Source organism: Priestia megaterium, from assembly GCF_023824195.1.
Classification (GTDB): domain Bacteria; phylum Bacillota; class Bacilli; order Bacillales; family Bacillaceae_H; genus Priestia; species Priestia megaterium_D.
On record NZ_CP085442.1, the window covers coordinates 3,483,277 to 3,500,588 of the forward strand.

22 protein-coding genes are annotated in these 17,312 nt (G+C 38.7%); 10 read left to right on the forward strand and 12 right to left on the reverse strand.

The genetic code is table 11. The annotated features are described in order from the left end of the window. Positions 1-47 precede the first annotated feature (47 nt). Entirely contained in the window at positions 48-224 is a 177-nt protein-coding gene (locus LIS78_RS17950) for an aspartyl-phosphate phosphatase Spo0E family protein (protein WP_223260221.1), read from the reverse strand. A 242-nt stretch (positions 225-466) separates the two neighbouring features. After that, the gene (locus LIS78_RS17955) at positions 467-655 is read right to left on the reverse strand and encodes a hypothetical protein (protein ID WP_013058178.1); all 189 of its coding nucleotides are present in this window, start codon (positions 653-655) and stop codon (positions 467-469) included. A gap of 275 nt (positions 656-930) precedes the next feature. Between LIS78_RS17955 and LIS78_RS17960 the strand changes: the two genes are divergently transcribed. Together LIS78_RS17960 and LIS78_RS17965 are read left to right on the forward strand one after the other, a co-directional pair. Next, positions 931-1,458: a cupin domain-containing protein gene (locus tag LIS78_RS17960; protein ID WP_209150322.1), complete on the forward strand. Its 528-nt coding sequence runs from the start codon at positions 931-933 to the stop codon at positions 1,456-1,458. A 344-nt stretch (positions 1,459-1,802) separates the two neighbouring features. Next, entirely contained in the window at positions 1,803-2,114 is a 312-nt protein-coding gene (locus tag LIS78_RS17965; protein ID WP_209150324.1) for a hypothetical protein, read from the forward strand. 344 nt (positions 2,115-2,458) lie between these two features. Here LIS78_RS17965 and LIS78_RS17970 read toward each other — a convergent pair whose 3' ends face one another. From LIS78_RS17970 to LIS78_RS17980, 3 genes are all read right to left on the reverse strand, one after another. Continuing rightward, positions 2,459-3,166 (reverse strand): hypothetical protein, encoded by a 708-nt coding sequence (locus LIS78_RS17970; protein WP_195782447.1) that lies wholly within the window; start codon positions 3,164-3,166, stop codon positions 2,459-2,461. Between the two features lie 15 nt (positions 3,167-3,181). After that, on the reverse strand, positions 3,182-4,336 hold the full coding sequence (locus LIS78_RS17975; protein WP_252284116.1) for a ParM/StbA family protein: 1,155 nt from the start codon (positions 4,334-4,336) through the stop codon (positions 3,182-3,184). Between the two features lie 547 nt (positions 4,337-4,883). Then, positions 4,884-5,753: an STAS domain-containing protein gene (locus tag LIS78_RS17980; RefSeq protein ID WP_195782445.1), complete on the reverse strand. Its 870-nt coding sequence runs from the start codon at positions 5,751-5,753 to the stop codon at positions 4,884-4,886. A gap of 233 nt (positions 5,754-5,986) precedes the next feature. Here LIS78_RS17980 and LIS78_RS17985 point away from each other — a divergent pair, with 233 nt between their 5' ends. Then, positions 5,987-6,199 (forward strand): cold shock domain-containing protein, encoded by a 213-nt coding sequence (locus LIS78_RS17985; RefSeq protein WP_195782444.1) that lies wholly within the window; start codon positions 5,987-5,989, stop codon positions 6,197-6,199. 131 nt (positions 6,200-6,330) lie between these two features. Here the strand turns inward: LIS78_RS17985 and LIS78_RS17990 are convergent, their stop codons facing one another. The 3 genes from LIS78_RS17990 to LIS78_RS31610 form a co-directional block, all read right to left on the reverse strand. Beyond that, positions 6,331-6,822 carry a DUF2690 domain-containing protein gene (locus LIS78_RS17990; RefSeq protein WP_252284117.1) on the reverse strand — a complete coding sequence of 164 codons (492 nt, stop codon included), beginning with the start codon at positions 6,820-6,822 and terminating at the stop codon, positions 6,331-6,333. A gap of 456 nt (positions 6,823-7,278) precedes the next feature. Continuing rightward, positions 7,279-7,710, reverse strand: a complete 432-nt coding sequence (locus LIS78_RS17995) for a VOC family protein (RefSeq protein WP_209150329.1) — start codon at positions 7,708-7,710, stop codon at positions 7,279-7,281. Positions 7,711-8,087: 377 nt separating this feature from the next. Then, positions 8,088-9,410 (reverse strand): SH3 domain-containing protein, encoded by a 1,323-nt coding sequence (locus LIS78_RS31610; protein WP_350495068.1) that lies wholly within the window; start codon positions 9,408-9,410, stop codon positions 8,088-8,090. 348 nt (positions 9,411-9,758) lie between these two features. On the opposite strand from LIS78_RS31610, the gene LIS78_RS18010 reads away from it, so the two are divergent. From LIS78_RS18010 to LIS78_RS18020, 3 genes are all read left to right on the forward strand, one after another. Continuing rightward, positions 9,759-10,970 (forward strand): AGE family epimerase/isomerase, encoded by a 1,212-nt coding sequence (locus LIS78_RS18010; protein ID WP_252284118.1) that lies wholly within the window; start codon positions 9,759-9,761, stop codon positions 10,968-10,970. Positions 10,971-11,102: 132 nt separating this feature from the next. After that, complete coding sequence (locus LIS78_RS18015; RefSeq protein ID WP_013084193.1) at positions 11,103-11,405, forward strand: hypothetical protein; 303 nt, start codon at positions 11,103-11,105, stop codon at positions 11,403-11,405. A 17-nt stretch (positions 11,406-11,422) separates the two neighbouring features. After that, positions 11,423-11,725 carry a hypothetical protein gene (locus LIS78_RS18020; RefSeq protein WP_229754560.1) on the forward strand — a complete coding sequence of 101 codons (303 nt, stop codon included), beginning with the start codon at positions 11,423-11,425 and terminating at the stop codon, positions 11,723-11,725. Positions 11,726-11,771: 46 nt separating this feature from the next. Here LIS78_RS18020 and LIS78_RS18025 read toward each other — a convergent pair whose 3' ends face one another. Beyond that, on the reverse strand, positions 11,772-12,713 hold the full coding sequence (locus tag LIS78_RS18025) for a magnesium transporter CorA family protein (RefSeq protein ID WP_195782439.1): 942 nt from the start codon (positions 12,711-12,713) through the stop codon (positions 11,772-11,774). Positions 12,714-12,879: 166 nt separating this feature from the next. Between LIS78_RS18025 and LIS78_RS18030 the strand changes: the two genes are divergently transcribed. Continuing rightward, a complete protein-coding gene (locus LIS78_RS18030; RefSeq protein ID WP_252284119.1) occupies positions 12,880-13,737 on the forward strand; it encodes an STAS domain-containing protein in 858 nt (285 codons plus the stop codon). Positions 13,738-13,780: 43 nt separating this feature from the next. On the opposite strand, the gene LIS78_RS18035 is transcribed toward LIS78_RS18030, so the two are convergent. Next, positions 13,781-14,005, reverse strand: a complete 225-nt coding sequence (locus tag LIS78_RS18035) for a YczO family protein (protein ID WP_195782437.1) — start codon at positions 14,003-14,005, stop codon at positions 13,781-13,783. Positions 14,006-14,070: 65 nt separating this feature from the next. Beyond that, positions 14,071-14,940 carry an SDR family oxidoreductase gene (locus LIS78_RS18040; protein WP_192994671.1) on the reverse strand — a complete coding sequence of 290 codons (870 nt, stop codon included), beginning with the start codon at positions 14,938-14,940 and terminating at the stop codon, positions 14,071-14,073. A 222-nt stretch (positions 14,941-15,162) separates the two neighbouring features. Between LIS78_RS18040 and LIS78_RS18045 the strand changes: the two genes are divergently transcribed. Together LIS78_RS18045 and LIS78_RS18050 are read left to right on the forward strand one after the other, a co-directional pair. Then, positions 15,163-15,501, forward strand: coding sequence for a YflT domain-containing protein (locus LIS78_RS18045; protein WP_195782436.1), 339 nt, complete (start codon positions 15,163-15,165; stop codon positions 15,499-15,501). Positions 15,502-15,882: 381 nt separating this feature from the next. Beyond that, positions 15,883-16,071: a hypothetical protein gene (locus tag LIS78_RS18050; RefSeq protein WP_252285371.1), complete on the forward strand. Its 189-nt coding sequence runs from the start codon at positions 15,883-15,885 to the stop codon at positions 16,069-16,071. A 27-nt stretch (positions 16,072-16,098) separates the two neighbouring features. Here LIS78_RS18050 and LIS78_RS18055 read toward each other — a convergent pair whose 3' ends face one another. Beyond that, the gene (locus tag LIS78_RS18055; protein WP_195782435.1) at positions 16,099-16,269 is read right to left on the reverse strand and encodes a hypothetical protein; all 171 of its coding nucleotides are present in this window, start codon (positions 16,267-16,269) and stop codon (positions 16,099-16,101) included. Positions 16,270-16,372: 103 nt separating this feature from the next. Here LIS78_RS18055 and LIS78_RS18060 point away from each other — a divergent pair, with 103 nt between their 5' ends. Beyond that, on the forward strand, positions 16,373-17,302 hold the full coding sequence (locus LIS78_RS18060) for an SDR family oxidoreductase (RefSeq protein WP_195782434.1): 930 nt from the start codon (positions 16,373-16,375) through the stop codon (positions 17,300-17,302). The last annotated feature ends 10 nt before the right edge of the window (positions 17,303-17,312 follow it).

Sequence of the window (17,312 nt, forward strand, 5' to 3'; positions counted from 1 at the left end):
CTGCTTTGAAGTCAGCAGCTCTTTTCATTTTTATATAAAAAATACGATTAATCTGCGGCCATCACTTTACTTAGTTCATTTAATAAATAATCAAGGGTTTGACTGATTCGAACTGTATTACGACTTGTAAGACCTTCTGTAAGTCCTAACATAACCATATGCTCTCTTGCTGTTTCGATTTCTGTCATTAAGACTTGCATGACAACTCCTTTATACCACTTCACAGCTCATCACCCCTTTTTACTATACATATATCTCATATGCGGTAATCTTAAACCTATCATACAGGTTTTTGGGGGTGAATAGCGAGTTTTAGAGCTTCAACAGTTTTATTTTTTATAAAGTAAATATACTAATATACTTATTGAAATAGAAAGTATCACTCCACTTTCTACTAGAAGTTAAGAAAAGGCCTCCTAAATGGAGGCCTTTTCTTATTTCTCATAAAGCAGTCTAATACAAAGCCTTAGCCTCTAAAATATTCTCTATAATACGAACCTTTCTCACACTCTATCTCATAGCGCAGCCTAGTTTGCTTTCTGTAAAGCTCTTCGGACAGCTCATTAAATTCACCTTCTGTGATAGATCCATGAATTAAATTGTTGAATAAATTATTAAGATGTTCAGTTAATTCTTGAAGTTTTTTTTCTTTCAATGAACGTCACCCTTTAAAATAATTTTCATCTCCTAAAATTATATCAAATAAAACGTTTTCATACGATATATTTTTTAATGAATTATCGTATTAAAGTGATGAAAGTATTTTTTAACCACCGCAAAACAATCAAAGAGCTCAGATAAATTATTAATCACATGATTTCAGCAAAAAATAAGTGGATAAAGACCGCAGACAAAAAGGCAAATGGTATCAACCGTTTTGACAAAAGCATAGGATGAAAAGAAAAATTAAACGAGAAAAGGAGAATGAGTATGCACTATACACCTTATTATCATCAGTGGCAGACCCCAGTGTACTATAGCTGGCAGCCATATAGTTATTATGTGCCGAATCACTATCACACCAACGAACAGTTTCAGCAAAGAAACGGTAAATTAAAGGACTATGGACCAAGGCCATTTGTTATTAACATTAATGAAGCGTCAAAGCAAAACAATACGTACCGCACTGCTTTATGGACGGGAACACATTTACAAGTGACGTTAATGAGTCTCAAGCCCGGTGAAGATATCGGCTTAGAAATCCACCCTAACGTTGATCAATTCCTGCGCATTGAACAAGGGCAAGGCGTTGTTCAAATGGGCAAAAGTAAAAACAACCTAACCTTTAAACGAAAAGTCTACGATGATGATGCGATATTTATCCCTGCCGGAACGTGGCATGATGTAACCAATACCGGTACCACCCCGCTAAAACTTTACTCTATCTATGCTCCTCCAAACCATCCATTTGGAACGGTTCATGTGACAAAAGCAAACGCCCTGGCTGAAGAACATTAAAGATGAGCAGGGAGTTATGCAGGATTGGAACGCTTTTTCAGGATCATTACTAAGTAAATAGATGGATTTTCACTAAAAGAGCTGACTAGAAAATGAGTGCACCACGTTTTCGAGTCAGTCTTTTTTTATGTAGCTTATATATAAACGATGACTTCTCCCTACGTTATTATCAAAAATGCAGCATAAAAAGCTTTATCTATATCACTAAACAATAGGCCTCCACTCGATACATATAAAACTTGCTATACATAAAAGAGACGTAAAGGATTTTGTAGCCAAGGAAAGAATTATAGAATAAAATAATCTTTTTAAACAGCTTAAAATAACTGAAAGGCAAACAGGCGATGAAATTATTTTATAAAATTCCCAAATCAAACGTAAATCCTTCTCTTAAACTAGCAAGAAAAATTCTATATATATCTGTAGAAGCAGTCATTATGACCATGCTTGTGATTAAATCTTTTACTGTGGCCTATGAAAATGACATAAATTTAATTCTCAGGCAGCTAAATGAACTAAAAGCTTCGATTGGCGGATTTGGCATAAACGAATCGTTATTTTGGTTTATGATAGAATGCAGTATCTTCACCATCGTTACATTTGATCTTTGCTTATACTTCCGAAAGAAGCTAAAAAGAAACAAAAGAGCTTTATGATTTATACGCTAAAGCTTTTACATTGGTCCGCTGTTGATTTCAGTGCCAGACTTCGCTTTCCGCGGGCGGTGAGCTTCCTCGTCGCTTACGCTTCTGCGGGGTTTTACCTATTCCGCTTTTCCCTCAGGAGTCTTCGTCTTGCGCTCCAATCAACAGGTAGAAGCAACGACATATATGAAATCTACGTTCAACCTACCACTGAAAAATTGCAAACGAGTTGGATTTTCCATCAAGAATCTAGACTCATCATTCGGATCTTCCTTTAGCTAAAACACTTTTGCCCCAGCCCCATTTTAAATAGAAAAATAATAAAAGTAGAGGCATATCATGCCTCTACTTTCTGTTTAGAAATCTACATCGATATCTTCTTGAATGGTTCCGGTCACTTTTTCACTTTTAATTAATTGACCTTCTTTAAATGTTTCTTCTTCCTCATTTTTAACGGGTTTCAGCTGCTTATAGGAAGGAGCTGACGCAGAGCCAAGCTCTTTTTTAAGCAAATGAATTTCGCCTAACAGCTCGGTTCTTAAAGAATGAACTAACGTTCGAAACTCTTCTTCCTGGGTATTTGTTTCCCCGTTTTGTTTAACAAGCTTGGCTACATAATCCTGAAGTTCCTTTGCCTGCGAGGCCTCATACTCATCGCGATTTGCAGCAAGACGTGAATTCATTTCTTTTTTTAGTAAGTCAATTTCTCCCAACAGCTCTTTTCGAAGTGAATGAACTAACGTCTCCACTTCATTTTCTTTACTCATTTTTTGCAAGTCTTGCTGTATTAGTCTTACTATATAGCCCTGCAGCTCGTTTTCCTGCTGTTTTTCTTTCAGAAATGAAGACACTTCTGACGGAATGTCAGCAGTTTCGATTGTAAAATTTGCACGTTCATCTCTATTACTTACGGTCTTTTCCCTTGCTCCCATCATATCTGCTGATAGATTACCAGCTGTCAGAAACGCATTTGATAGTAAGTAAAATGGTGCAGCCATTTGGGAGCTTAGTTGACCGTACCAATCGTCTAATGCTTCCTTAAGGCGAGTGTTTTGATGACTCATGTATGCTCCCCCTTTTTAAACGTGAACTGCGTTTGTTTCATGTCTACTTAAAATTTCAAGACCGTATAAATTTAATTTGCGTGTCTCTGGCAAGAAAAGATGATTTTCTTCTCTGATTTCTTCCCCGTACATGTTATCAATCTGCTCTCCAATAAACTGTTGAAGGATAGGAGCCAGTCCTCCAATATAAATATATTTATAGACTTTATCTTTTGGCGACGGAAATAGATTTTCAACTTTCGTTAATAAAATTTGCGTGTATTCTCTAAGCGAAGCGTGAATAGGCTCCGTGAGATCTACTTTTTTCCCGCTATTGCCGTCTCTTTGCTCCATTTTTGCTTTATGGATATTGGCAATAATAAATTCTTCTAATGAACGAACATCGTCAAAATACTCAAGCAGTTTTTCATTTCTTAGCTTTTCAATATGCTTCAAATATGAAATATCCGTAAGACACTTCAACGAATTTCTGCTTTTAGGAGCTTGAAGCCCTGCAGGAAGCAACGCAAGGTCAACCGTGCCTCCGCCCAAATCTACAATTAGTGTTTCAAAATGTTTGAATGCATTTGCTTCTTCTCTATCTTGTAATTCAAAATCTTTTTTAATCGCCCAGCGAGCGACTTCGCTTTCAATACGGCATTTGCTCGTTTCAATGTTCACAGTGACCGTTTTTTCTAACCCAGGAGTCAATACCGTAACCGTATGCTCTCCTTGAAAACGTTCGGCCATCTTCTGCTGCATTTCACTGAATTTATTTGTTTTCTTAAGCAGCCAAATCGGAAGCATAGTCGAGAAATAATTAATCGTCACACTATTATCCTCTTTGTCTTTTCCTTTAAGTATGTTGTAATAAGCAACTGAAGCTAAAAACATCACATAAGGAATATCAGATTCAGTTTTATTATGTAACTTATTAATATGGATATTGCCTAGCACATGTTTCTCTGCTGCGTCTCCTACTAAATAATACTTTTCTACTCCTTCGATTGTTGTAGAAATCAGTAAATTTTGAAGAAGTAATTCCGGTTCATTTACACTTGAAGGAAAATGACCCTCTGCCTGATCTTTTGTGATTTCTACTACGTTTGTAGGAATTTCATAGTAATAACCATCCACTAGCGTTTGAAAAATTGAGTTACCAAAATCAACGTTTTGACGTTTGATATCCATCCTTGTTTCTCCCCTTTATCTTTTCGTGACAACACTAATAAGTATATATTTTCCTCATTTGTTTGTCTAAGTATTTAAATAATTTATGTTATTCGAAATTGACAATTAATTAATTTTAGACGACTAATGTGATTGAAAAGCGCTTGAAATGCTTCTTTTTACCAATACCCATTTTTACAAGGAATGTAACATGTGACGCTGTGAGTTATGCCTGGATTTTTCACAATAGAAGCCTTCTTTTCACCTTGTAGAGACACAAAAAAACAAGAAATTGAGACATAACTACATCCATCCCGATCAAATTGGATGAATGAACTGGTATGGATCACTAGCCTCCTCGTCGCTTACGCTCCTGCGGGGTCTCATCCCTTCCGCTTTTCCCGGAGGAGTCTTCACCTTGCTCTCCAAACAACCCATAGAAGCACGGAAACATCTGAAACATACGTTCACTATAACAACAAAAAATCCGAACCATCAATCAGATTAATAGTTCGGATTTAACTTCAACTAAAATATTTTTGTCCCAGCCTCTTGGTTTTTTTATTTATTAATAACGCCATTTGGCTCTTTTTCTTTGTGGATTTTCTGGCAGTTTACTAAAGCCTATTTCTTCAAGACCTTTTTCTAACGTCGCTCTTGTTTTGATTGTTCCAAAATCGACGCCTAAATCCACAACGGTTTGCGCGATTTCCGGACGTATTCCGGTAATCATCGTTTTAGTGCCGATAAGCTGTAAGGCTTTTACAATTTGAAAAATATTGTCTGCTACCATCGTATCGACGATAAGAACACCTGAAATATCAAATATTAAATAACTCAACTGCAGCTGAGCGCTTTTTTCTAAAGCCGTTTCCATAATAAGCTGCGAACGATGCGTATCAATTTGTCCAACGATTGGCATCACAGCGATTCCTTCAGAAAGAGGAACGATGGGAACTGATAATTCTTCTAGCGCTGCATAAGCGCGTTTTATGGTTTCCGTATTATGTTCTTCATAGATTTCGACAAATATATGATTAAGCTGATCAAGCATCGGATCAATTTTTTTACTTACATCAAGCATCGTAATAGGAGCAAACTGCTTCTGCTGCAGCTCTTCTGTAAAAACACCCCATATCACTGTTCGAAACAGCGCGAGTGATTTTAACGTTTGACTCAAAGAAAGTCCGTTTTCCACAGCCACTTTTCCTATATCTGTACCCCACTGAATGATTTTCTTTAAAACGACCGAGTGCTCTTCGAATAACGACTCGCCTAAATACTCAATGAGTTCTGCTCTCCATTTTAAAACTTCGCTGTCTTCGTGGTAAACAAGCTTCCGCTTATATTCAGAGTCCATCAGATCAGAAAATTGTATCGCTAATTCCTGTTTATTATCGATAATTTTCTTCCCTATATATAACAACTCATCCCTCATTTTTTTCTTTATCTCCTTTAGTTAGCAGAATTAACGATTACATTTTATAACAATAGTTATATCACATACAATATAAAAATATAACCGAAATGAAAAAATTGTTAAGCCATCACTATTTACTGTTATAAGTACTCTTCTAATCGGTATAAGTAACATAGAAATGATTGAAATTTCAGCGTTTGGGTAAAAAACTACTATGAATTTATTTCTATACTTATGAGGGGGATTTTTAAATGAGTAAACATAAAGGAACCGTTACATCGTTCAACGAATCAAAGAGATCTGGATTTATCACACCCGAGGACGGATCAAAAGAAGTGTTCGTTCACTCCAATGCGATCGACTGTGAGGAATATAAAAACCTGTCAGAAGGACAAAAAGTAGAGTTTGAAATCCAAGAAGGTGCTAAAGGACCGAGCGCTATAAAAGTATACCTTGTAAATTGATAGAATGGTTATTTACATATAATTACTCCGCATACACAAAATTACATGTTGATTTTCCTATCGATCTCTTTGAACACAAAAACACCTCTTAGATTTTTATTCCTAAGAGGCGTTCATTTATATTATTTCTATTAATGCCTGCCGGTCTGCGCTTGGGCAATAACCTTTCCATCTGAACTATAAACAAATACAACGGCTAAGGAATTGTACGGGTCTTTATCCCATAATTGACTTGTATAACATGACGTCTCTCCTTTGTTTACCATGCCGTTTCCACCGGAACTGCTACAGAATGTTCTAGCATTAGAAGAACTCGAAGACCCTTCATATCTGTACGTTCCGACGTTTGCATACCCGTTGTAAGGGGAGTTATTATAAAATTTTACATATCCCCATGCTGTATGGCAATAAGCGCTTCCTTTTAACTGAACATAACCAATTTTTACCCCGCTTTTATAAATATACTTCGTTTCATAAGTGATGGGGCTCTTGCTTGCACACCCTGTTGTGTAAGGATTTGAACCATCATACGATAATGCAGATGCCTTACCCGTAGGTCCAACGCCAAGAAATAAACCAAAAACCAGGAAAAAGAGAACTCCGATATTGAATACTTTCTTCATCAAAAACCATCCTCCTTTATTTCATTGACAAACACAACTATTATTTTATTTAAAATTTCTGAATTTTACATCGAACTATACTACTGTTACATCATAATAAATAGCCGTGTTTTTTTGGAGGAATATGGTTTGAGCTAGTTATTTTTGCTGATAAGGCCTGCCATGCTGATGAGCTGCGTATTAATGATACAAAAAATATATCAAATTATTTTTTCATTTGAGGCTACAGCTAAATGTATATGTAGGTAAATCATAAGAATATAAAACAGCTTAACAAATAAAAAAAGCGCGTTTTGAAAAAGATAATTCAAAATACGCTTTTACTATTTTATATGGATAATCTTTTCGTAAATGATGTTCTTTATTAATTTATGACTTTTCGTTCTAAGAAATCAGGCAACATATTTACTACTAATCTTCTTCTAAAGTTCTCTTGAGTCAGAAGAACGCTTGCTATCAGCTATCACTATCCGCTTGCGTTGAAACTTGCCAGGTTACTCCGAATTTGTCTGTTACTTGTCCATATAACGGACTCCAAAAAGTTTTTTGAAGCGGCATCATTACTTCGCCACCTTCTTGAAGCTTTGCGAATATTTCTTTCGATTTTTCCACATGACTTACCGTGATGGCTAAAGTGACTTGTGATCCAATCTGATAAGGCTGACCTGGAAACGTATCAGAAAACATCAGGTCAGTATTGCCCACTTTTAAATGTGCATTTAATATGCGGTCTTTGGCTTCAGCTGGAATGGAGGACTCTGAGTTTTTGGGCATTTCCCCGAAAGTTTGAACACTAATCACTTGTGCATCTAATGCATTCTCATAAAATTCAACTGCTTCTTGACCATTCCCATTCAAAACTAAATAAGGGTGGATTCCTAAAATCATACTGAGCACCTCTTTTTACATTTTAGTTAGCTGTTTAAAACTAACACAATACAGAACGTTTGTTCTACACTATGTTACCATTTCCTTTCTATTTATACAACAACTTTATTTCTGTATCCTGCTCTATCCGACAAGACAATTTCTAAAATGATGTGCTTTATTTTTGCTTAACATTCCATAAAGTTTGTGATATAATTCACAATTGTAGATATCCATAACAAACTAACTCTTGAGTACTTTCTCAAACAAGAAGCTACCTCGCTCCAATGCCAATGAAACGAGGTAGCTTCTTTCATACATAATTGATTTTAGTTCTACACTTTACGATCGCTTCTTCTCAGATTAAAGTCATTTCGTGCAGACTTATCCCTTTTCCATTACTTGATGCCGTAATATTCTTCAAGCGTAATACCTTTACTCTTAATCGCCTGCGCCACTGGTTTGCCTACATATCGCAAGTGCCATGGCTCATATTTATAGCCGGTTACCGCTTCTTTTCCTTTTGGATAACGAATAATAAATCCATATTCTGCTGCGTGAGCATCGAGCCAAGTTGCTTCTTTTGTTCCGCCAAAGCAGTCTTGAGCGGCACATGTACCGTCTCCTTTTGTTACGTCAATTCCAAGACCCGTTTCATGTTCACTCGTGCCTGGCAACGCGCTGTAAGTGGCCGCTTTGTCATAACCGTCTCTTTGGACATACGAACTAAAAAGCGCGCTTTGCGTTGCGTGTGAACGGTAAGCCGATACCCCAAGAAGCGTAACCCCTTGTTTTTTAGCACCTGCAAATAACTGTGCAATAGCTGCTGCTGCTTCACTGCGCATTTTTTTCTTCTCCGTTTGTTCTTTGAATGTAAACGGAATTGTTGTATATACTAAATCTTTCGGAACGTAGTTTTCCGGAAGCTTATTTTGTTTATTTACGACAACTTGTATGCTTTCAGGGTTCGAAACCACTTTCATGCCAGCTAATGCTCGTACGTATTGACCGCTTACATAGCCAACCTTACCTTGATAAGTAATTTTCAGCCAGCCGTTTGCTGCTTTAGCCGTTACGTCTAACTGTGTACCGGCTTTAATTGTTGCCATGACGGCACCAGCAGTTGAAGGAGTTGTTCGAACATTTACATTCGATGTCGCCACATAAACAGAAGACGCCGGAGCCGTTTCAGAAGAACCCGTTGATTCTTTTAGGTACTGTGTGCTTACATAGCCCGTTTTCCCTTGATAGCTCACTTTTAGCCAGCCGTTTGATGGTTGTTCCGTTGCCGTGAGCTGCGTGCCTTGTTTGACCGTTACAACAATCGAGCTTGACGTCGATGGACCGCTTCGGATATTTAAATTTGCCGTTGTTACATACGTTTTTGTCGTTGAAGTCACTGACTTTTTAACATAATCACTGCTTACGTAGCCCGTTTTCCCTTGGTAGCTTACTTTTAGCCAGCCGTTTGCTGCTTGTCCAACTACCGTTAGCTGCGTGCCTTGTTTGACTGTCGCAATAATTGCGTTAGACGTCGATGGACCGCTTCGAATATTTAAATTCGCCGTTGTTGTATACGTTTCCGCCGCTGCGCTTGCTACAGTTGGCTCACCCATTAATTTCGAAGAATGAAGACCTAGAGTTCCTCCCCCTACAAGTGTAAAAGCAAGGCCTGTTACCACTAACTTTTTGTAAAATGTTTGTCTGTTCACTTCTGTCATTTTTTATACCTCATTTGCAAAATATAATAGAAATACATGTTGCTAGTTTAATAGGTTAAGTGAAAACAGGATCCGATGTTTAAGCTAAACCTTAAACCAACAACATTAAATAAAATCATTCGACGTCTAGAGGCTTTGTACCATTACTTTGCTCCAGCTAGCACGTATCTTTAGAATACCGGATAATCGTGTCAAAAGTATATCAAAATATTTCAAACTTGTTTCCAAACTGATACATTTTCAACAAAAATAGAATAATAGAGCAAAAACAGCAAAAAAACCCTTACGTTTACTCTCAATTGCTTAGGGTAAAAAACAACTAAAAACAAAGATTGAGATGGTGATAAAATGGACACAGCAACGGATTTTTCCTCAACTACGTTTCGAGAACCTCACACATTAAAACAGCATATTTTTGATACTCTTCATTTTTACTACCCCGCTTGTATCGACCAAAAAAACGGCGGGTATATCCATGAATACTACGACGACGGCACCGTTAACAACACGCATTCAAAGCACTTGGTAAGTACGGCGCGCTTTATTTATATCTTTAGCGTAGGCGCTCTTTTAGACGGTCCGGATTGGTGCAAAGAAGCGGCTCAGCACGGCATTCGTTTTTTACAAAACAACCATTATGATAGAGATCACGGCGGGTATTTTTTTGAAGTAACCGATGACGGAGAAGTAAAAGACGATTCCAAACAAGCATACGGCCACGCTTTTGCCCTTTTAGCTTATTCCATCGCGTATCAAGCCGGCATTCAAGAAGCAAAAGAAACCATTGAACAGATATATGACGTGATGGAAAAGCACTTTTGGGAAGATGCGCACGGCTTTTACCGAGACGAATGGGACGCATCGTGGTCAGCTTCTTCTTTATATCGCGGACAGAATGCAAATATGCATATGTGTGAAGCGATGCTTTCTGCGTTTGACGCAACAAGAGATAAAAAATACTTAGAACGAGCGTACACGCTTGCAAAAGGCGTTACTCAGCAGCTTGCTGAACGATCTGGCGGCATGATTTGGGAGCATTATGGTACAGACTGGCAGCCAGATTGGGACTACAATAAAAACAATACAAAAGATGAATTTCGCCCGTACGGCTTTATACCAGGACATCAGTTTGAATGGAGCAAGCTGCTTTTATGGCTTGATCGGCACCGTTCGGAAAACTGGATGACAGAACGTGCAAAAGATTTGTTTGATAAGGGCTGGAACCGAGGCTGGGATGCTAAGTACGGAGGTCTTTACTTTGCGCTGCCTCCCCAAGAAGAGGTCATTGATCGGGATAAAAACTACTGGGTGATGGCCGAAGCCATTTCTGCGGCTTCACTGCTCGGGGTAAAAACCGGAGACAGCGGATATTGTAAAGCATACGACGCCCTGTTCTCCTACTGTCAGAAACACTTTATCGATCACACATATGGAGGGTGGTATCAGCTGTTAAATCAGCAAAACGAACGCTACAGCTCGAAAAAAAGCCCGGCTCCTAAAGCCGATTATCACCCTGTGGCAGCTTGCTATCAAACGCTGATAGCACTGAATTCTCGTTGAAATAATAATCATAAAGAAACCGTTTTTTCCAGATGCGTTTATTTCTTTTATTTAAGGGAATTTACTTACTAACAATCATTGTTTACACATTTTAGAAAAAGCTCGACTATATATATGCAAGGAGTGATGACGATGTATTTTTATGCGTTAGCACAAGGAACAGATTCTGGAGACCCAGTAACACTGCACCATGAGAAGAAATTTTCGAAAAAAGAATTTTTAGAGATGTTTAATGAAGCATTAGATGAGTTGGATACGCATCCAGCTCCAAGCGATGTCGGTGAATACCTTTGCCGTGCGTACGGATTTCAAGAAATTGAAATCGAGACGGGTGTTGTATGCTACTGCGCTCCTTTTAGAAAGCTAGACGACTCGGATATTATAGAAGACCGTACGTACATGGATGCCACGACCGGAACACTAAAATACAACTAATCAAAAAGAAAGGTTGGATGCGTGTGAAGACCGTACAGAACATTTATCGAACGAGTGAAGCTGTACCAAAATCGGGCGCTTACGTTTGTGCGGAAGGTGAAATTAAACTCTTTCAAAAAGATGACCTTTTTACACCTTGCCCCCACACACGTGAATCAACGACGTGGAAGCCTGTAGATGACGCCTTTTCAACCGGAGAATTGGTTCCGCAAACCGGTCGCTATACCGACGAAAACGGCAATCAAGTAAAGCTAAAAGAAAATGATTTATTTCCAAGATGCCTTCGTTCAGGTGAGCCTACGACGTGGAGACGAGGATAACAGACAACAAAGCAGCCGCTTATTAAGCGGCTGCTTTTATTAAAGCTTATTTAAAAAATGAATTCTTTTTTCTTCCTTTTAACAGATCGCCCGTCCACCCTTTCATTCGTAAATAGAGATAAATGGCAACGGTTGAAAGAACAATTAAAATGAGTGCATAGATATAGCCAAACTTCAAATCAAGCTCAGGCATCCCTTTAAAGTTCATTCCCCAAAGAGCTCCAAAAGCCGTTAAAGGCGTACTGATTGCTGTCAGCAGCGTTAAAGCTTTCATAATCTCATTTCCTCGATGAGTAGACACGACTTCTTCTAATTTAATTAACGCGTCAAATTCTTTTTGATATTGTTCAATTAGCGTTAAGCCGATTTCGATTTTTTTACACATCCGCTGATATTCGACCGTTTGGTTAATTTTTTTATGAAATGCTTCTTCTATTCCCATTGTGACTTCTCGAACAGAACTGATTAAATTTGTCCATATAAGCAGGTCATACCTCGCTTTATGAATATCATCTAATACGTCGGTGTTGTTATTATGGCGCACTTCCCACAGAAGCTCTCTGAAATGACTTTCAAACTGATCGAATCCATTTAAGTGCTTTTTCATAATTTCGCCTAAAAGAATAAAAAAGCTTTCTGCCGTGTTAGCAGACTGCTTCATGCGTTCAATCATTCGTTCATGATGGGTGTCTTGTAGGATTTCCAAATCAATTCCTGCCGTTATAATAAACTCCTCGGTGATATAAAAATGAAACGAATCGTAATTTTTTTGATCAAAAGACTCTTTATGATAAATCAATGAACCATAAATGAGCTCACTTTCTCCTACTACATCTACTTGAATATGATTAGAATTTTTCTTTTGCAGCTGCTGGCAAAACCATTCATTTCTTGGATACTGATAGTCTTTGATCACACCAGCTATTCCATCTGCTTCTTCTAAATCAAACTGATACCATTTCCACTGATCGTTCGTCACGGTATTCATACTTTCCCTCTTTCCCCTTTTATTAGGATTTTTCCCTATATACAATCACTTAAAACCTAACACGCAAAATAAACATACATTTCATATCCATCTTTATAAAAAAGGTGCTATAATAAATACGTTGCGCACATGCGCAATGCTTTATCAGTTTGAGAGGAGAATAACAGTGAAGAAAGATATCGCTTTACGTTCTTATCTGCTAGAAAATGCACCAAATATGACGGAAGAATGGTATGAATCTTTGGACAAAAAGTCTTCTGAAGGCGTATATACCTCTAGTGACCCCGATGTCATTCAACGCTTAAAAGCGCAAAACTATGAATTTCATTTATATATCAGCAACGTCTTTATAGAAGATGAAAAAAGCTTTTTTGAATCTTTTAACACGTGGCTGAATAAAGTTGCCAAAGACCAAGAACATATCAGAACACCCATTCAAAGTATTATTAAAGAATTTATGAACGTCCGCAAACAATACTGTGATTATATTCGACGGTTTGTAGAACTTCATGATGACGTTGCTCAGCAGCATCTCGATGTGTGGAATGAAAAAGTAGTAAGGGTATTTGATATTATTATTTTGAAATTCATCACAGAAGCGCAAGAATATGCATCAAATCGACTACGCTCTCAGCAGGAAATGATTCATGAATTAAGTTCACCTGTTATTGTGATTAAAAAAGACGTTGCTCTTTTACCGTTAGTCGGCGATATTGATACGGCAAGAGCCAAAATGATCCTAGAAAGCACGTTAAAACAGTGTGCAGAGAAGCAAATCTCTCATTTGTATATTGATTTGTCAGGAGTCGTGATGATCGATACAATGGTCGCGCACGAGCTGTTTCAGCTGATAAATGCGCTTGATTTAATCGGCGTTAAATCGATTTTATCGGGCATTCGTCCTGAATTAGCCACTACTGCGATGCAGCTAGGGCTGAAATTTGACCATATACGAATTAAATCAAATCTTGCTCAAGCATTAGAAGATGATTCAAAAATTGTAATTGCTTCTAGCACTCATTAATATAGGGATACAGACAAAAAAAACAGCCCGAGAAGGCTGTTTTTTATTTTCTATGATGAATGTTTTCAGAACCCGATTCATCTTTCGTTTTCGTTTTCTTTTTCTCTTCTTTTTGTTCAAGTCTTATGTCTTCCATTGGCATAGGATCCACCGTTTCTTCTTCTTTGAAACGTTCAAATAACGTTTCGTCTTGATCTGTTACACGCTGTTCCGTTTCATCTCTTTTTTTAGGTGTATTTGAAATAGATCTTTTCTGGCGTTCTCCCATCTTTTCTCCTCCTTTATTATAGGTGAAGCAATTATGTGTTCATGAAATTATTATAGGTGAAGCAATTATGTGTTCATGAAATCTCCGCCGTTAACATGAAGCGTTTGACCCGTCATATAAGATGAATCATTTGAAGCTAGCAGCACATAGCAGCCTACGTGCTCCACAGGATGCCCAGGTCTGCCCATCGGTGTATCTGTACCGAATTCTCCTACTTTATCACTTGAGAAAGTAGACGGGATAAGCGGTGTCCAGATTGGTCCCGGCGCTACAGCATTCACGCGAATGCCATCTTTGACAAGCGCTTGCGCCATACTGCGCGTAAAGCCGTTGATTGCACCTTTTGTCGCCGTATAATCGATCAGCTGAGGATTTCCACGGTAAGGATTAATTGACGTTGTATTAATGATCGCACTGCCTTTTCCTAAATAATCAAGCGCTTTTTTCGTAAAATAAAAGTAGGAATAAAAGTTCGTTTTAAACGTTCGTTCAAGCTGTTCACTCGTAATTTCTTTAATGCTTTCTTTTGGATGCTGCTCTCCTGCATTGTTCACAAGGATATCAAGCTTTCCAAGCTCACTCACCGTTTTTTCTACCGCTTCGTTACAGAACGATTCGTCTCCTACGTCTCCTGCAATCAGCAAGCATCTTACACCTTCTTCTTCAATGCGGGCTTTTGTTTCCTCGGCGTCGCTATGTTCGTTTAAGTAAACGATGGCTACGTCCGCTCCTTCTTTCGCATAAGCAATGGATACAGCTCGTCCAATTCCGCTGTCTCCCCCGGTAACTAGCGCTACTTTTCCTTTTAATTTTCCTGTACCAATGTAATTGTCATCCTCATAAATAGGGAGAGGATTCATCTCGCTTTCGATACCCGGCTGGCGGTCTTGCGTTTGTTGGGGCTGACCTTGTGTTTGTTGATCTTGTAAATTCATTTTAATCTCCTCCTATTTTTGATGGAACTTTTTAGTATAGTCTAGGTTTAGCCTTCTGTTTTGAAGTTCAAACATCTTTTTTTAAAAATTTATGATGTTTCTATTCTCTTTTACTATCTTAGAAAATTCATAGAAAACAAGTTTAAAGTTGGAAACAAAGGCTACATGATGAGTAGAAGATGTATTTCAGAAATATCTTTTATCAGGAGGTTTGGTTCGTGTATGAAACACATTCAAGTAGCAGAAAACCAAAAGGAGGCAGCCTGCGTCATCCGTTCTTTTTTAAAGAAAGGATTTACAAGCAAAGATATTTATCTGCTGGCCTACGATAAAGAATGGGCTCAGAATTTAACGGAGGCAACACATACAAAAAAGTACAGAATGGCAGAGCAAGGTATTTTTGAAACGGCGGTAAATATGCTTCTTTCAAGAGAAGATGAGCTTCTTTCAAAGATGGCTTCGCTCGGCTTATCCAATCAAGAAGCAAACCGGTATAAAGAAGAAATGAAACAAGGACATATCGTGGTTATTGGCGCACAGAGTCAATCAATTCCCTACTAAAACAGCGGAAACGTTTTTTATTAGCTTATAAGGGTATTTAGTAAAATAAGCCATTGTCTATCAAGAAAGGAAGTTATAACAATGTTAAATTATTTGGGAATTCAGATAGGCTCTCTTTACTTTCCTACTAGTATTTTGCTTATCACGTTTCTTGTATTAATCGGCTTTTTCATTTATTTCCTCTCTAGAAGAAGAAAAAACCGCCAGGAATCACGTGAGCAATCACGAGGAAAATAAAAGAGAATGTCAATTTAAAGAGGCTGGGACAAAAGTATGTTAGCCAACGTGAATGGCGAACTATTGATCAAAATGTTTGATTGGTGGTTCGTTTTTTGTTGGGATGGTGAACGTAGGTTTCATCTGTTTAGTTCCTTCTAGCAGTTGATTGGAGGGCAAGGCGAAGACTCCTGCGGGAAAAGCGGACTAGATGAGACCCCGCAGGAGCCTAGCGACGAGGAGGCTCATCGGCCGCCCGCGGAAAGCGAAGCCTTGCACGGAAATCAACAGCGGTGTAACAAGCTATTCATACTAGAGCGGTTATCTAATTTGCTCGTCTTTAAATGGAAGTGATTTAGTTATGTCTCAACCTCCTTTGTACTATAAAACAGGCAGATACTTCTCATAGCGAGGGTTTACATAAAAAGGCGGACGAGGTCCTAAAAGCGGCAGCAGAAAAGGCTGAGAGTCAGAGTTATAGGTTACTTCCACCGTCTGATTTGATCCGTCCATTAGCAATAGCTTCACTTCTTCACTGTAGTAATATCGCATGAACCCACCTTCTTTCTCGCATTCTACACTCTTTATACGTATGCATGAGAGATAGATCTATGTCATAGAGTGAAAGAGTGATGCTTTTTGAGGAGGTTGTTTTATGTGTCCAAACAATGAATTTTATCAGGACAAGCAAGGGTATCCGATGCAGCCGAATTACGGAAAAATTACGCGCTATGAAGACGTTCCGATTACGGTTCCTGAACAGCGGCAGCTTCGCCAGCCCGGGTTAGAAAGTTTGATGGTTCCGCGTCCTATTATCGAAAATCCGCATTACAAAGGAAGCGGCAAATTAAAAGGAAAGGTTGCTCTCATTACAGGCGGTGACAGCGGAATTGGAGCAGCCGCTGCCATTGCCTTCGCTAAAGAAGGAGCAAACGTCGCCATTGCTTATTTAGATGAACATGAAGACGCGAACCGAACGAAAGCACGCATTGAAGAACTGGGTCAAAAATGTGTGCTGCTTCCAGGCGACGTGCGGGAAAAACAGCACTGTAAAGACATCGTCGAAAAAACGGTAGAAACGTTCGGCCAGCTTGATATTTTGTGCAATAACGTAGGCGTTCAGTTTCAGCAGATGAGTCTTTTAGACATCACCGATGAGCAGTTTGATCATACGTTCAAAGTGAATATTTACTCGCACTTTTACACGACGCGTGCCGCTCTGCCGCATTTAAAAGCCGGCAGCTCGATTATCAATACTGCTTCAATTGTGACATATAAAGGCTATGAGCAGTTAATTGACTATACGGCAACCAAAGGAGCCATTGTCGGTTTCACTCGTGCGCTTTCCAATAGTGTGATTAAAGACGGCATTCGCGTAAACGCAGTAGCGCCGGGCCGCATCTGGACGCCGCTCATTCCATCAAGCTTTTCAGCTGATCAAGTAACGCAAGTGGACAATCCGATGGAGCGCCAAGGACAGCCGTTTGAACTTGCTCCGACCTACGTGTATCTCGCAAGCGACGACTCACGGTTTGTCACAGGGCAAACGCTTCATGTAAACGGCGGAGAGTGGGTTTCTTCTTAAGCATCTCAAT

Bases quoted from the DNA above. Each gene is read 5' to 3' on its own strand.
- LIS78_RS18055 (WP_195782435.1), bottom strand. From the start codon at position 16,269: ATGCGATATTACTACAGTGAAGAAGTGAAGCTATTGCTAATGGACGGA.
- LIS78_RS17975 (WP_252284116.1), bottom strand. From the start codon at position 4,336: ATGGATATCAAACGTCAAAACGTTGATTTTGGTAACTCAATTTTTCAA.
- LIS78_RS18045 (WP_195782436.1), top strand. From the start codon at position 15,163: ATGAAACACATTCAAGTAGCAGAAAACCAAAAGGAGGCAGCCTGCGTC.
- LIS78_RS17960 (WP_209150322.1), top strand. From the start codon at position 931: ATGCACTATACACCTTATTATCATCAGTGGCAGACCCCAGTGTACTAT.
- LIS78_RS17980 (WP_195782445.1), bottom strand. From the start codon at position 5,753: ATGAGGGATGAGTTGTTATATATAGGGAAGAAAATTATCGATAATAAA.
- LIS78_RS18010 (WP_252284118.1), top strand. From the start codon at position 9,759: ATGGACACAGCAACGGATTTTTCCTCAACTACGTTTCGAGAACCTCAC.
- LIS78_RS17985 (WP_195782444.1), top strand. From the start codon at position 5,987: ATGAGTAAACATAAAGGAACCGTTACATCGTTCAACGAATCAAAGAGA.
- LIS78_RS17990 (WP_252284117.1), bottom strand. From the start codon at position 6,822: ATGAAGAAAGTATTCAATATCGGAGTTCTCTTTTTCCTGGTTTTTGGT.
- LIS78_RS18015 (WP_013084193.1), top strand. From the start codon at position 11,103: ATGTATTTTTATGCGTTAGCACAAGGAACAGATTCTGGAGACCCAGTA.
- LIS78_RS18040 (WP_192994671.1), bottom strand. From the start codon at position 14,940: ATGAATTTACAAGATCAACAAACACAAGGTCAGCCCCAACAAACGCAA.
- LIS78_RS17965 (WP_209150324.1), top strand. From the start codon at position 1,803: ATGAAATTATTTTATAAAATTCCCAAATCAAACGTAAATCCTTCTCTT.
- LIS78_RS18020 (WP_229754560.1), top strand. From the start codon at position 11,423: ATGCGTGTGAAGACCGTACAGAACATTTATCGAACGAGTGAAGCTGTA.
- LIS78_RS18035 (WP_195782437.1), bottom strand. From the start codon at position 14,005: ATGGGAGAACGCCAGAAAAGATCTATTTCAAATACACCTAAAAAAAGA.
- LIS78_RS31610 (WP_350495068.1), bottom strand. From the start codon at position 9,410: ATGACAGAAGTGAACAGACAAACATTTTACAAAAAGTTAGTGGTAACA.
- LIS78_RS18025 (WP_195782439.1), bottom strand. From the start codon at position 12,713: ATGAATACCGTGACGAACGATCAGTGGAAATGGTATCAGTTTGATTTA.
- LIS78_RS18060 (WP_195782434.1), top strand. From the start codon at position 16,373: ATGTGTCCAAACAATGAATTTTATCAGGACAAGCAAGGGTATCCGATG.
- LIS78_RS17995 (WP_209150329.1), bottom strand. From the start codon at position 7,710: ATGATTTTAGGAATCCACCCTTATTTAGTTTTGAATGGGAATGGTCAA.
- LIS78_RS17970 (WP_195782447.1), bottom strand. From the start codon at position 3,166: ATGAGTCATCAAAACACTCGCCTTAAGGAAGCATTAGACGATTGGTAC.